The sequence below is a fragment of the Mobilicoccus pelagius NBRC 104925 genome, from assembly GCF_000247995.1.
GTDB lineage: Bacteria > Actinomycetota > Actinomycetes > Actinomycetales > Dermatophilaceae > Mobilicoccus > Mobilicoccus pelagius.
Genome location: NZ_BAFE01000064.1, coordinates 1 through 12,409, shown reverse-complemented (window position 1 = coordinate 12,409; position 12,409 = coordinate 1). Strand labels below are relative to the sequence as shown.

The window sequence follows — 12,409 nt, the reverse complement described above, 5'->3', positions numbered from 1 at the left end:
TGGTGTTGGCGCTCACGGTCGTCGCGACGGTCGTGCTCGTGCGGGTCGCGCGCGGGCGACGCGGCGACGCGGTGATGACGGCGTGCGGGTGGGGACTCCTCGCCCTCGCCGTCGGGTGGATGGTGTGGTGGTGGCTCCCCGCGAACTACCACGTGGGGCAGTCGCTGCCGTTCCACCTCTCCGACTGGCTGCGGCTCATCGCGCCGCTCGCGCTCGTCACGCATCGCGGCTGGGCTGTCGTCGTCACGTACCTCTGGGGACTCACGTTCAACCTTCAGGCGCTCCTCACCCCCGACCTCGTCTATTTCCGCTTCCCCGCACTGGAGTTCGCGGGCTACTGGCTCCTCCACGCGGCGGTGTTCGTCGTGCCCGTCGTGCTCGTGTGGGGGCTCGGCTACCGGCCGACCTGGCGGGGGTGCGCGTTCGCGTGGGTGTTCACGGTCGTGTGGGCCTGCGTCGCGTACACGGTGAACCTCGCCCTGGGCACGAACTACGGCTTCGTCTCCGAACCGCCCGGCACCACATCGGTGCTCGTCCTCCTCGGCGTGTGGCCGTGGTACCTGTTCTCGGTGGCCGCGCTCATCGCGCCCGTCTACGCCCTCCTCACCTGGCCGTGGACGACGGCCCCGGCCCGACACGACACGGTCCTCCTCTCCGACGGACTCGCACGTCGTCGGCTGCCTGCCCACATGGCCGCCGCCGACGCCTGAACCTCACACCTCATCGCCCGCTCCCTCGCCCGCGACGAGGCGGGCGCGTGTCGTGGGCGATGACGACACCATCCCTTCACCGGGCCGCCCCTCGACCTCGTAGAGGTGGACACACCGACCTCCCCACGGGTTCCCCGCGCGCACCACGCCGGCGCCTGCCCAACCCCGCAGACCGTCGACAGCGACGCCCACAGGGAGGGCCCCGATGAGCACCCCGCATCTGCGGACCTACGCTGGCCACATGAACATTCGCGAACTCCTCACCGATGCCGCCTCCCGTCCCGCAAGCGCCGCCGAGCCGGTGCTCGACGGGCTCTCCGACGAGGCCGCGCACCGCATGCCGGCCGACCGCGGCAACACGATCGCGTGGCTGCTGTGGCACGCCGCCCGGCAGATGGACGTTCAGACCGTCGCACTCTCCGGCGGGAAGAGCGTGTGGACCTCCGGCGGCTGGGCGCAGCGCCTGGGCGTGGACCGCGGCGAGGACGAGTTCGGCTTCGGCGACTCCCCCGAGGACGTCGCCGCCCTGCACGTCGACGACGTCGCGGCGCTCGGTGCGCACCTGCAGGCATGCACCGACGCCCTCACCGCCTACATCGGCACCCTGAGCGAGGACGACCTGGGCGAGGTCATCGACGACTCCTACGACCCGCCCGTCACCCGCGGCGCCCGCATCGTCAGCATCATCGACGACGCCGCTGTCCACGTCGGCCAGGCCGCCTACGCCCGAGGCCTCGTCGACGGCTGGCGCGCCGCGGTCTGACCCCGATGCGTCCACCGTCGGCGTCGGCGTCATCCCGGGGCCGACGGTGATCCGTGGCGATCACGGGCGTCGGCGCCTCCCGCGCCGGGTCGGTCGCACGCCGGGCCACGTCCGCCCCGACCCGCGGGTCCAGACGACGAGGAGGAGTCCGACGATGCAGAGGACCAGGTCGAGCGAGGGCTCGGCGTAGGGGTCGACCCGGACCTCGACGGGGCAGCCCTCACCATCAGGGCGGTGACGACGATCACCAGCGTGAGCAGGCATCGCACGGCGATCCCGACGGTGCCCCACGGCCCCGCCCCTTCCCCACAGTCGCCTCGTCACCGGCATGCCGTCCACGGTAGGCGGCCGTCGCCGCGACCGCCCGACTCCCGCCTCCTCCGCCGCGCCCCACCTCGATGTCAAGGATGCGGTCGAGCGTGACGGCGACCGCACCGCCGCGGTCACCCCGCGCGCCCCCGCGTCCCACCAGACCGGGGCAGCCGGCGCGGCGGACGACGTCGACGCCACCGGCCGGTTCGTCGTGCCGGGGCTCATCGACACCCATGCCCACCTGCTCGGTCGCGAGCACCTGGACGCGATGGCCGGCGCGGGGTGACGACGACGATCGACCTGGGCACGTACCCCGACAGCCTGCTGCACGAGCTGCGCGCGCTCACGGGGACGACGCGGTTCGTCTCCGCGGGATGCGCCGCGTCGGCCCCCGGCGGTCACCGGACGGCCGAGATGGGTTTCCCCCTCGAGAGCGCCGTGACCGGCCCCGACGACGCGCGCCGGTTCGTCGACCGGCAGGTCGAGAACGGGTCGGAGGTCGTCGAGATCATCGTTGAGGACCCGCGCATCCCGAACGGCCACTGTCTGTCCCCGGAGACGCTGCGCGCCCTCGTCGACGCGGCGCACGAGCACGGCCTGTCGACGTTTGAGCACGTCGTGACGGCGTACTCGTTCACGACGGGCCTCGACGCCGGGGTCGACGTCCTCACGCACGCGCCGATCGACCGGCCGCCCGAGGACGACCAGGTGGCGCGCATCGTCGAGACGGGGACGGTCTGCTCGCCGACGCCCATCATGATGAAGGGCGGCGCCGCGGCCCGCGCCGGCCTGCCCGTGCCGGACGGGACCGGACTGCACGACGAGCTGGACCTGCTCGTCCATGCCGGCCCGACCCCGGCCGAGGTGATCGTCGCGGCCACGTCCGGCGCGCCGCCGCGACCGGGTGGGACGACCGCGGCGCGATCGCGCCGTGCCGGTGCGCGGACCTCGTCCTCTCGACGCCGACCCGACCCTCGACGTGTCCGCGGTGCGCGGAGGCCGTCAGGTGTGGACGTCAGGTGTGGATCGGTGGGGAGCGCGTGCGATGAGCGACGCGCGACCCGTGCAGCGCCGTCGGGGCTCGGCCCTGCTCGCGGCGATCCACGAGGCGACGCTCGCCGAGCTGGCCGAGGTCGGGTTCATCGCCCTGACGATGGAGGGCGTCGCCCACCGTTCCGGGGCGGGAAGGCGTCGCTGTACAAGCGGTGGGCCGACACCGAGGAGCTCGTGCTGGCCGCGCTGGCCGCGTCCGACGCGTCGTTCGACGCCGATCGGGAGCGCGTGGCGACGATGACGCCGGTCGACCTGCGCGACGCCCTCGTCGAGGTGCTCGCCCTGTTCGCCGAGGGGCTCGACACCCCGGTGGGGCGGGTGCTGCACGTGCTGCAGTCGTGGCGGCAGCAGCACTCGCGACTCCTCGCGCAGGTGTGCGAGGTGATGGTGACGCTCCGTGCGGCGGTGCTGCGCACGGTGCTCGACCGCGCCAATGCGGAGGGCGCCATGCCCGCGGCCGACGTCACGCCGACGGTGAGCAGCGACCCCCGTCTCGTCATCGCCCAGCACAGGGAGACCGGCGCCGTCTCCCGCGGCGACATCGAGGCGATCGTCGACCAGATCCTCCTGCCGGCACTGCTGCGACCCACCCACCGCGTCACCGGTTTCGTCTCGTACGGCGGCGTGTCGGGCGGCTCGCGCGCGGTGCCGCAGCTCAAGCCGGTCATCAGCGTGCTCGGCATGCCCACCCCGATGAGCGCCGTGGTCGTGCCGTTCGCGCCGAGGTTCCTCGACGAGTCGGGCAAGGCCGTCCCCGACGAGGAGATGCCGAAGTCCGCCGCCGCGATGCTCGACGAGCTCGCCGCCTTCGACCGCCGGGTGAACCCGCAGGCCCGACCCCGTCGCACCCCACCCGCGGGGCCGGTCGAGCGCTCGGCGGATGTCGGGACGCCTGGCCGCCGGCGCCGGGCGGAGCGGGACCGGCGGGGAGATCCCGGTCAGCCCGCGCGCTGCCCGCGGATGCGGGCGATGCCTTCGGCGAGACGTCGCGCATCGTCCTCGCGGATGCCCGGGTGCGCGCCGTACTCGGCGGGGCCCGGATCCTCCCCGACCACCGTTCCCCAGCGGTTGAACACCTCGAGCACGTCGCGCGCCGAGGGCCCGGGGTGGTCCAGGAGGTCGTCGACCTCGCTCACGTATTCGTCGCGCGGGGCCCCCATCTCCACCAGCCCCCACGGGTCGACCTGGGCGAACAGCTCCATCATGGCCGGCCCGTGTGGATGCTCCTCGACGGCCTGCTTCTCGGCGCGGGCCGCGGCTCTGACCTCCGTCTCGGCCTCCTTCTTCATGGGCGCACCTTACGACTCCGGGGTGTGCTCGGCGTCGCCCTCTCGCCTCGCGATGATCTTCTCCGCCTTGGTGAGCAGGGCCTCTTCGCGTCGCTGCCGGACGCGCCCGCCGAGCGCCTTGGCCCGATCGGTGACGGCCGATCCGGCGTGTTCGACGACCGACGCGGTCTCGCCGAAGAGGGCCTTGACCGAGGCCGACCAGGACGTGCCGTCGAGCTGGTCGACGCCGAGGACGTCGAGGTCGATGCGTCGCACGAACTCCGTCATGCGCGCCGTGAGGGCGTTGGCCCCCGACGTCACCTTCTGGGAGCTGAACGGATTGGCCACGCGCTGTCGCGGGGTGAGCTCGGCGCAGTCGCGGATGGAGGTGCCGACGGCGGTGACGGCCTCCGCGATGCGGCGACTGCGCATCTCTCGCGCGGCGCGGATGCCGCGGCGGTGGGCGTCGAGTTCGCCGGGCTCGGCGTCGGCGACCCGGGCGAGTTCGAGCACGTACTGCTTGTCCTGCAGTGCCATGCTGCGGGCGAGGACCCCGAGCCAGAACGTCGCGTCCTCCGGAGCCTCCGTGAGCACGTCGGCGAGACGATCGGGATCACCGTCGTGACGCCGGATGCGGTCGGCCATCGCCTCGATCTGCGCGACCGTCTCGGCCTGGATCGTCGTGAGTGCCAGGGTGTTCGCCTGCACCTTCGACCACGTGACCTCGGAGACACGGCCGGTCTCCTCGTAGACGGCGACCGCCTCGTCGACGACCCACGCGACCCCGCCGAGGCCGCCGAGCGCCTCGACCTTGCGCTGTTTCAGCAGCTCGTCGAGCTTCTCGTCGATGGTCTCCAGGTACGTCGTGATCTCGTGGAGGGATGCCTCGATGGCCTGTTGCATCGCGATGACGGCGAGCGTGGCCAGAGCCGCAGGCGAGGCAAGGCCCACCTTCGCGAAAGAAAGGTGCTTCACGATGGACCCGCCGCCACCCGAGCCCGCAAGGTTCTTGGCGCGCACCACGCCTGAGGTGAGGCCGCACGCCCCGTGTTCCTTGACCCAGGCGGCGGAGGCATCGTCGAGCTTCATCCACCGGCCACTGTTCGCCTGGATCTCCTGCACGCCGCGGAGGGCGACGCCGATCTTGCCCATCGTCCGTGGTGAGATCAGGCGCGACGACGAAGGTGCCTCCGCCACGAACTTCGCCACCTCGTCCTCGGCACCGAGAACGAAGATGCCGTCCTCCCCCTCCACCAACGTGATCCCACGTTCCCCGTCGTTCATCCCTCGATCATGACAGCGGACGTGCGCGGAGTCACCGTCCCGCGCGTCGTCATGGATTCTTCGGTGGCGCAACGTCGATCGTCTCTTTCGCGGGGCGCGGCGGGACGAGTCCCGAACCGGTTCCGTGCGGCCCGCCGCGAGCGGACGGACACGAGGGAGCCGCTCGATGCCGCCTGTGTTTGACTGCAGGAGGGTCCCGAGGGAAGGACAGCCATGTCTGCAGTCGAGTCACCGCACACGATCGTCCTGGGGGCGGGGCCCGTCGGCCTGGCCGCCGGTCTGCTGCTCACGGCGCAGGGGCATCGGGTGACGGTGTACGAGGCGCGTGACGAGCTGCTCCTGTCGGACGAGAACAGCTACCCGATCGGCGTCAACACCCGTGGTCAGGAGGCGTTGCGCCGCATCGACCCCGCGCTGCTCGAGCGGCTGCGTGAGGTGGGCGAGGTCGTCGAGGCGTTCCACATCTACAAGGGGACGCGGCGCCTGTCTCGGCTGGAGAGCGGCAAGCTCATCGCGACGACCCGCGCGTTCCTCACGCGGATCCTGTTCGAGAAGACGCAGCAGACGGAGGGGCTCACGTACGTCCCGGGCCACCGCCTCGCGTCGGCGGACCTTGCGGCGCGCACGCTGACGTTCGACCGCACGTCCGGCGACCAGGTCGTCGTCGACGCGGGCGACGCGCGGGTCCTCGCCGCCGACGGCGTGTGGTCCGCGGCGCGGCGCTCCATGGCGGAGCAGGTGCCCGGGTTCACGCCGCGCGTCGGCGACTGGGGCGTCAAGTTCCGCGTCGCCTACTCCCGGCCGCACGCCTCCGCGTCGGGCCTGGACCCGGCGGTCCACCACATCTTCACGTCCAAGGGCATCTACACGGCCACACTGCGGGACGGCGTGTGGGGCGTCGCCCTCACGGCCATCGAGGGCGACGAGGCCGAGTCGCTGCTGCTGTCGACCGACGCGAGCGAGCCCAACATCCGCGCGCTGCGGGCGCACGTGCAGGAGCACGCGCCGCTGGCCGCTCCTCTGCTCACGCACGACGACTACGAGGCGTTCTTCTCGCGTGACCCGTTCGGCGGAGCGGTCGTCATCTGCCCGCGGATCGCGTTCGACGAGTGGCTGCTGCTCATCGGCGACGCGGCGCACAGCGTCATCCCGCCGACCGGGGAGGGTGTCAACTCCGGTCTCGAGGACGCGTTTCTGCTCGCCGAGCACGCGGCGTCGGGCTCGTCGACGTGGTTCGCGGAGTACGAGGCCGCCCGCCTGCCCGACCTGCACGCCCTCGGCGAGTACGCGTGGACGCTGCGCGACAACATCAGCAGCACCGACCCGGCACGCGGCGCAGCGAACGTCGTCCTGCGGATCGTCGACACCGCCGCCGCCAAGCTCCACCTGCCGAACGCGCAGGTCGAGGCGCGCCTCTTCGGGCCCGGGTCCGGGCTCACCCCGTACCGCGAGGCGATCGGCCCGTGGCTGCGGCAGCGTGAGGCCCTCTTCCCCGTCGCGCGCGGCGCCGTGTCGGCGGCGCAGTCCGTCGCCGACCGGCTCCGCGACGATCACGACACCGCCGCCCGCCCGGGCGGATCGGCCGCATCATCGAACGGGGAGAGCATGAGGATCACCATCGTCGGCGGTTCGCACGGCTCCGGCCGGGCGCTCGCCGAGCAGGCGCTGAAGGCCGGTCACGACGTCACGGTCGTCTCCCGCTCGGGCACGGGCGTGGGCAGCGCCAAGGCCGTCACGGGCGACGCCACGGACCCGGCGGTGGCGAAGGAGGCCGTCGCGGGGGCGGACGCCGTCGTCGTCACTGTCGGCGGGTCGAAGGACGCCCCGCGCATCCGCACCCAGGTGACCGAAGCCGTCGTCGAGGCGATGCGGGAGGCGGGAGTCACGCGCCTCGTCGTGCAGTCCTCCGTCGGCGCGGGCGACTCCGCTCGTCAGCTGCCCTTCGTCCAGCGGCACATCGCGCCTCTGCTGCTCAAGCAGCCGCTGGCCGATCACGACGCGCAGGAGGACGTCGTCCGCGCGTCCGGGCTGCAGTGGACGATCGTCCGCCCCACCGGCCTGACGAACACGGACGCCACCGGCACGTGGAAGACGCTGCGGGACGACGAGCCGGGCACCCTCAACGGCACGATCAGCCGCGGCGTCGTCGGCGGCTGCCTCCTCGCCTGCCTGACCGACCCGACCACCGTGGGCACGCACCTCGGGATCAGCAAGGCCTGACCGGCCGGCGAACGACCATCGGGGCGGGGCTCACCAGGAGCCCCGCTCCGACGTGCGTCCTGGGCGACCTGTCGCCGGGTCTCACACCCCGCCTCTGCCCTCCCGAGAGCCGCTCCTCGGTCGGGTCCGCGTCTCGGACAGCCGGCCTCGCTGACGGCACCACCCGCGCTCAGTGCTTCTGCTCGTCCTTCAGCCTGGCGTTCTCGGCGACGACCTTGCGGTGGACCTCGCGCTCGTGGACGAGCCACTCCGGCGGGTCGGCGAGCAGTGCGCCGACCTGGTCGGCGTCGAGCGGTTCGGTGATGCCTGCGCGGCGCAGCCCGGAGTTGGAGATGCCGAGCTTGGCGGCGGTGACCTCCCGCGGGAACGGGCCGTTGCGGCGCAGGTCGACGAGCCACGCGGGCGGGTCGGCGCGCAGGACGTCGAGCTGGTCGCGGGTGATCGGGGTGTTCTGGAAGTCCTCCGGCGCGGCGGTCAGCAGGATGCCGAGCTTCTGGGCGGCGGTGGACGGCTTGAGGGTCTGGCTCACCCCGCGAGGGTATGTCACCCCGGGTGGGCGGTGATCGCGCACGCTAGCCTGCCCGGGTGAGCGAGGAGAGCCCCCGGGGCACGGAACTGCGGATCGGCAAGGTGCGCGGCGTCATTCTCACCAAGTGGCAGCGGGTGTGGAACGAACGCTTCGACACGCCCTTGGCCGTGAGCGACGTCGCCGACGACGAGCAGCTCGCGGGCCTGCGGGACGGCAGCCTCGACATGTGCTTCGTGCGCCTGCCCATCGACCGGGAGGGGCTGCACGCGATCCCGCTGTACGAGGAGACGATGGTCGCGTGGGTGAGCAAGGAACACGCGATCTCGGCCGTCGACGAGGTGACGCTCGCCGACCTCGACGACGAGCAGGTGATCACGGAGTTCCACTCCACGGCGACGGATCTCGTGCTCGGCGGCGCCGTGTTGGTCGTGCCGATGTCCGTCGCGCGCGGCGCCAGCCGTCGTGACCTCACGTACCGGCCCATCACCGACGCGGACCCCTCCCCCGTCGCCCTGGCCTGGCGGGTGGACGACGAGAACCCGTTGATCCAGGAGTTCATCGGTGTGGTGCGCGGCCGCACCCCCAACAGCTCGCGGACGGCCCAGACCCGGGCCGCCTCCACACCCCGCCCCACCAAGCAGCCCGCCCGCCCCGCTCCCGCCCGCACCGGCCGTCGCGAGCAGGGGAAGAAGAAGCGGCGCGGCCGCTGACCTGCGGCGCCACACCCGGCCCGTCGACGCAGCCTCCGGACTCGCGAGGGGCTCCCACGATGCGGAGGCATCGCCGGATCGGGCCGTCAGCTCCGCCAGTAGCCGCAGAAGGTGACCTCGCTCTTGGACCAGCCGCATTCGCGGACGAGGCGGCGACGCACGCCGGTGGCGAGCGTGGACTCGCCGACGGCGAAGGCGTGACGGTCGAACTCCGGCAGGGGCAGGTCGGCGAGCGCACGCAGCGTGGCCTCGCCGGGCGCCTCGTCGGGACGCCGGACGAGCCAATGGACGTCGACCCCGGCGGGCGCGTCGAGGGCCTGCCGGTCGGCGGCGTCGGCGACCTCGACGACGGCCACCCCCGTCGTCGTCGCGGGCAGGTCGCGCAGGATCCCGGCGACGGCGGGCAGCCCCGTCTCGTCGGCGGCGAGCACCACCCGACGCACCGGCGGGGACGGCCAGCCGCACCCCTGGTCGAGCAGCGCGACGGGATCGCCCTGGTCGCAGCGCGCGGCCCACGGCCCGGCCACCCCGTCCGTCCCGTGGAGCACGAAGTCGACGTCCAGTTCACGCGATTCGGGTCGCCACGCCCGCAGCGTGTAGCTGCGCACGACGGGCCGCTCGGCCGCCGGGATCGCGAGCATGCGGCCGTAGGTGAGGCGCGTCATCCTGTCGGGGACGTGCGTCAGCAGGGCGCCGGGCGCGGGCGGCAGGAACAGGCGCACCCACTGGTCGAACCCGCGCCACTGCAGTCGCGCGAGGTCGTCGCCGGTGACGGTCACGCGCTGGAAGCCGGGTGAGAGGCGCACGCTGCGCACGACCTGCGCCCGCATCGCGCCCCCACCCTGCTGCACCGCGATGTTGCTCATGCGCCGGCCCCCGCGCGGACCCGCGTCGCCGCGGCCGCCGTGCCGACGAGCGCGAGCACTGCGCAGACGCCGAGTACGGCGGGGTAGCCGAGCGATCCGGCCGCCGCCAAGAGTGCCGCGCCGAGCAGGTAGCTCGCGAGCATCGCGACCGCGGCGAGCGTGGTGAAGTCGGTGGCCGCCGAGGCCGAGCGCGCACGCGCCATGTTCTCGGAGTACACGACGGTGCTCGAGGCTGCCATGGCCGCGACGTACACCGCGAGCGCGACGAGCGTGGGCACGAGCGGCGCATGCCCCGTCGCCGTGGGCAGCAGCGCGACGATGGCGAGCGCGTCGACGAGACCCGTCACGAGGAGGCAGGCCCGCGCCCCGTACCGGTGGACGCACGGCCCGACGGCGAGCGACGCGAGCGCGGCGGGCGCGACGAGGAAGAAGCCCATCACCCAGCCCAGCCGGGTCAGCGACCACCCCGCGTCGGTGAGCATCGGGGTGAGGAGCCCGTAGGCCGAGGTCGTGCCCGCGAGGAACAGCGGCATGACGACGAGACCCCAGCGCATGCCGCCGGGCTGCCGGAACACGCCCCCGAGCTGCGCGTACGCCTGCCCGAGCCGGGGCGCGGGGGCGTCCGCTCCGCGTTCGCGGTGGCGCAGCAGCATCGGCAGCGGCATCAGCGACAGGGCGGTGAGCGTGAGCATCGCCGGGATCCAGCCGAGGTGGGCGTGGACGAGCACGATGACGCCGCCGCCCAGCACGTTGCCGAGCCATTGCGCGGCGTTCGCGACGCCGTTCGCGAGGGGGCGGGTGCGGTCGTCGACGGCGCGGGCGGTGAGGCCGTCGGCGGCGATGTCCTGTGTGGCCGAGACGAACGTGTAGACCGCGATGACGGCGCCGAGCAGGCCCAGGTGGCGCTCGGGCTCGCGGACGGTGACCAGCGCGAGGCCCGTGAGCGCGAGGAGCGGCTGCATGACGAGCAGCCACGTCCGGTAGTGGCCGGCCGAGGTGTGTCCGTACCGGTCGACGAGCGGCGCCCACAGCGGCTTGAGCGCCCACATCACACCGGCGAGGCTCACGGCCGCGAGGCTCTCCAGCGAGACGCCCTGCTGCCGCAGCATCGCGGTGAGACCGACGTAGACGAACCCGACGCCCAGGTACTGGGTGACGTAGAGCGACGTCACGAGGGGCAGCGGCGACGGTTCCCGCCCGGCGGAACGTCCCTGATGCGGGGACGCCTCGACCGGGTCGATAACGGCGGTGTGGTCGGTCATCGGCGGCCTCCGAGCACGCTGAGAAGTAGTTAGGAGAGCCTAACCTACCTGCCGCGCTGCGTCAGCCCCTGGGACAGGTCTGCGCCGTCGACACCGGGACACGGCTCGGGGCCGTCCCCGCCACAGCGGTACCGGCCCCGGATCGAGCAACAGGTCAGACGTTGAAGCGGAACTCCACCACGTTACGTAGCTAAATAACCTTTGGCGACAGCGACTCGCGCTTTGGTGAGCGTACGTCGCTCATGATGCGCCACCGCCCGCCTATCCTGGGCGAGAGGGTGACCACAGGCGCGCGAGGAGGACCGAGGGAATGGCTTTGAGCCCGTCGCCGGGACGTCGACCGGGACTGCACCCGGCGTTGTCGACGCGTCAGAGGTTCGCGCTCCTCGAGGAGGCCGGGTCAGTGCGACAAATGAGCGCCCCCAAGGAACACCCGCTCGACGATCAACCTGCAGATCTTAATTACGCATCGCCTATTCGGTAGAAACAAGTATCGGCATGAGCCCCACTGACGAACTCGCAAGGAGAATGCTCTGCGAAGGCCCGACGTCCGATCGCGAAGATGCTCCTATTACCTCTACCAGGCGCACAGCTGAGCGGCTCAAAAATTCATGCAAGACGATTGGCTCCGATTCTCCGACGACGCCACGAACCCTGCTCGTTAGCTCGTCAAATCCTCGACTTACACTCGGCCCTGGTTCAGAAAAAGCGCGAACATCCCTACAGTCGGTGTAGGCAAAGCAATGATTACTGCGGGCGGGCACGTGCCCAAGGTCACTCGGTAGCGGGAAGGCGCTGTTCGAGTACATGCCGTCATTTAGAGCGTAATCAGTTAGCTCATCACTGGTCAAGAACGCTGGCGCTGCATAGGATACGGTTTCACCTTCAGCCTCCAGGTCACACAGGACATTACGCTGAATACACCCGTTTGCGGTTACATCAGTCTTGACCTTGAATCTGAAATACGGCTCTCCAAATATACGCCATTCACTCGCATTAGAGCGACGCAAATAATCTGGCATCTTGAACTGCAGGTATAGAAACCCCCACTTTCGCGGAATTGACATATCGTATCCCAGATCGGCTTCATCTTGAAGCGTGGGCGGTAATGCAATCCCATCAAGGTCATCCTGTAGCTCAAACCACCTTTGAAGCTCATAAGTTAGATACATTCCGTAGGCTGCCTCATTGAAGTCAGCTTCACTCTGGTCGTACGGCATGCATCCTCCTTGAATGAACCGACTTGGCTTCGATGCGCTGGTATGCAACGAGGGCCCGTGCTCCGTAACAGAACACCATCTTGCCCTAAGATGGCACGATGAACGTTGACCCTCGGCGGGCAGCCATCTACCTGCGGATTTCCCAGGACCGCGAGAACACTCGCTTGGGCGTGGACCGACACCGCGAGGACGCCGAGGCTCTCATCAAGGCT

Annotated in this window: 12 protein-coding genes; 5 read left to right on the top strand and 7 right to left on the bottom strand. The window is 71.3% G+C overall.

All coding sequences use genetic code 11. The features are described 5' to 3' along the window. The 3 genes from MOPEL_RS10315 to MOPEL_RS17285 all read left to right on the top strand — a co-directional run. Positions 1-710: YwaF family protein (locus tag MOPEL_RS10315; protein ID WP_141631301.1), on the top strand; the 710-nt coding region annotated here is incomplete at its 5' end. Positions 711-951: 241 nt separating this feature from the next. After that, entirely contained in the window at positions 952-1,473 is a 522-nt protein-coding gene (locus tag MOPEL_RS10310) for a mycothiol transferase (protein ID WP_040634025.1), read from the top strand. A 328-nt stretch (positions 1,474-1,801) separates the two neighbouring features. Continuing rightward, a complete protein-coding gene (locus tag MOPEL_RS17285; RefSeq protein ID WP_009482845.1) occupies positions 1,802-2,071 on the top strand; it encodes a hypothetical protein in 270 nt (89 codons plus the stop codon). A 716-nt stretch (positions 2,072-2,787) separates the two neighbouring features. Here the strand turns inward: MOPEL_RS17285 and MOPEL_RS17755 are convergent. The 3 genes from MOPEL_RS17755 to MOPEL_RS17745 all read right to left on the bottom strand — a co-directional run bounded on the left by MOPEL_RS17755 (position 2,788) and on the right by MOPEL_RS17745 (position 5,390). Beyond that, positions 2,788-3,192: a hypothetical protein gene (locus tag MOPEL_RS17755; RefSeq protein WP_169316304.1), complete on the bottom strand. Its 405-nt coding sequence runs from the start codon at positions 3,190-3,192 to the stop codon at positions 2,788-2,790. Positions 3,193-3,776: 584 nt separating this feature from the next. After that, positions 3,777-4,127 (bottom strand): hypothetical protein, encoded by a 351-nt coding sequence (locus MOPEL_RS17750; RefSeq protein ID WP_040634018.1) that lies wholly within the window; start codon positions 4,125-4,127, stop codon positions 3,777-3,779. 9 nt (positions 4,128-4,136) lie between these two features. Further along, the gene (locus MOPEL_RS17745) at positions 4,137-5,390 is read right to left on the bottom strand and encodes a hypothetical protein (protein WP_009482843.1); all 1,254 of its coding nucleotides are present in this window, start codon (positions 5,388-5,390) and stop codon (positions 4,137-4,139) included. A 213-nt stretch (positions 5,391-5,603) separates the two neighbouring features. Here MOPEL_RS17745 and MOPEL_RS16045 point away from each other — a divergent pair, with 213 nt between their 5' ends. Then, positions 5,604-7,610 (top strand): FAD-dependent monooxygenase, encoded by a 2,007-nt coding sequence (locus tag MOPEL_RS16045; protein WP_009482842.1) that lies wholly within the window; start codon positions 5,604-5,606, stop codon positions 7,608-7,610. A gap of 169 nt (positions 7,611-7,779) precedes the next feature. On the opposite strand, the gene MOPEL_RS10270 is transcribed toward MOPEL_RS16045, so the two are convergent. Further along, positions 7,780-8,139 (bottom strand): DUF5997 family protein, encoded by a 360-nt coding sequence (locus MOPEL_RS10270; RefSeq protein WP_009482841.1) that lies wholly within the window; start codon positions 8,137-8,139, stop codon positions 7,780-7,782. A 56-nt stretch (positions 8,140-8,195) separates the two neighbouring features. On the opposite strand from MOPEL_RS10270, the gene MOPEL_RS10265 reads away from it, so the two are divergent. Continuing rightward, positions 8,196-8,849, top strand: coding sequence for a LysR family substrate-binding domain-containing protein (locus tag MOPEL_RS10265; protein ID WP_009482840.1), 654 nt, complete (start codon positions 8,196-8,198; stop codon positions 8,847-8,849). An 86-nt stretch (positions 8,850-8,935) separates the two neighbouring features. Here the strand turns inward: MOPEL_RS10265 and MOPEL_RS10260 are convergent, their stop codons facing one another. The 3 genes from MOPEL_RS10260 to MOPEL_RS17270 form a co-directional block, all read right to left on the bottom strand. Next, positions 8,936-9,715 (bottom strand): siderophore-interacting protein, encoded by a 780-nt coding sequence (locus tag MOPEL_RS10260; protein WP_009482839.1) that lies wholly within the window; start codon positions 9,713-9,715, stop codon positions 8,936-8,938. Then, positions 9,712-10,977 (bottom strand): MFS transporter, encoded by a 1,266-nt coding sequence (locus tag MOPEL_RS10255; RefSeq protein ID WP_009482838.1) that lies wholly within the window; start codon positions 10,975-10,977, stop codon positions 9,712-9,714. The genes MOPEL_RS10260 and MOPEL_RS10255 overlap by 4 nt, the downstream gene beginning before the upstream one ends. Positions 10,978-11,450: 473 nt before the next feature. Continuing rightward, entirely contained in the window at positions 11,451-12,197 is a 747-nt protein-coding gene (locus MOPEL_RS17270) for a hypothetical protein (RefSeq protein WP_009482837.1), read from the bottom strand. Positions 12,198-12,409 lie beyond the last annotated feature (212 nt).

Excerpts from the sequence above, each read along its gene's own strand:
- MOPEL_RS10310 (WP_040634025.1), top strand. The coding sequence starts at position 952 with ATGAACATTCGCGAACTCCTCACCGATGCCGCCTCCCGTCCCGCAAGC.
- MOPEL_RS17285 (WP_009482845.1), top strand. The coding sequence starts at position 1,802 with ATGCCGTCCACGGTAGGCGGCCGTCGCCGCGACCGCCCGACTCCCGCC.
- MOPEL_RS17750 (WP_040634018.1), bottom strand. The coding sequence starts at position 4,127 with ATGAAGAAGGAGGCCGAGACGGAGGTCAGAGCCGCGGCCCGCGCCGAG.
- MOPEL_RS17745 (WP_009482843.1), bottom strand. The coding sequence starts at position 5,390 with ATGAACGACGGGGAACGTGGGATCACGTTGGTGGAGGGGGAGGACGGC.
- MOPEL_RS16045 (WP_009482842.1), top strand. The coding sequence starts at position 5,604 with ATGTCTGCAGTCGAGTCACCGCACACGATCGTCCTGGGGGCGGGGCCC.
- MOPEL_RS10260 (WP_009482839.1), bottom strand. The coding sequence starts at position 9,715 with ATGAGCAACATCGCGGTGCAGCAGGGTGGGGGCGCGATGCGGGCGCAG.
- MOPEL_RS10255 (WP_009482838.1), bottom strand. The coding sequence starts at position 10,977 with ATGACCGACCACACCGCCGTTATCGACCCGGTCGAGGCGTCCCCGCAT.
- MOPEL_RS17270 (WP_009482837.1), bottom strand. The coding sequence starts at position 12,197 with ATGCCGTACGACCAGAGTGAAGCTGACTTCAATGAGGCAGCCTACGGA.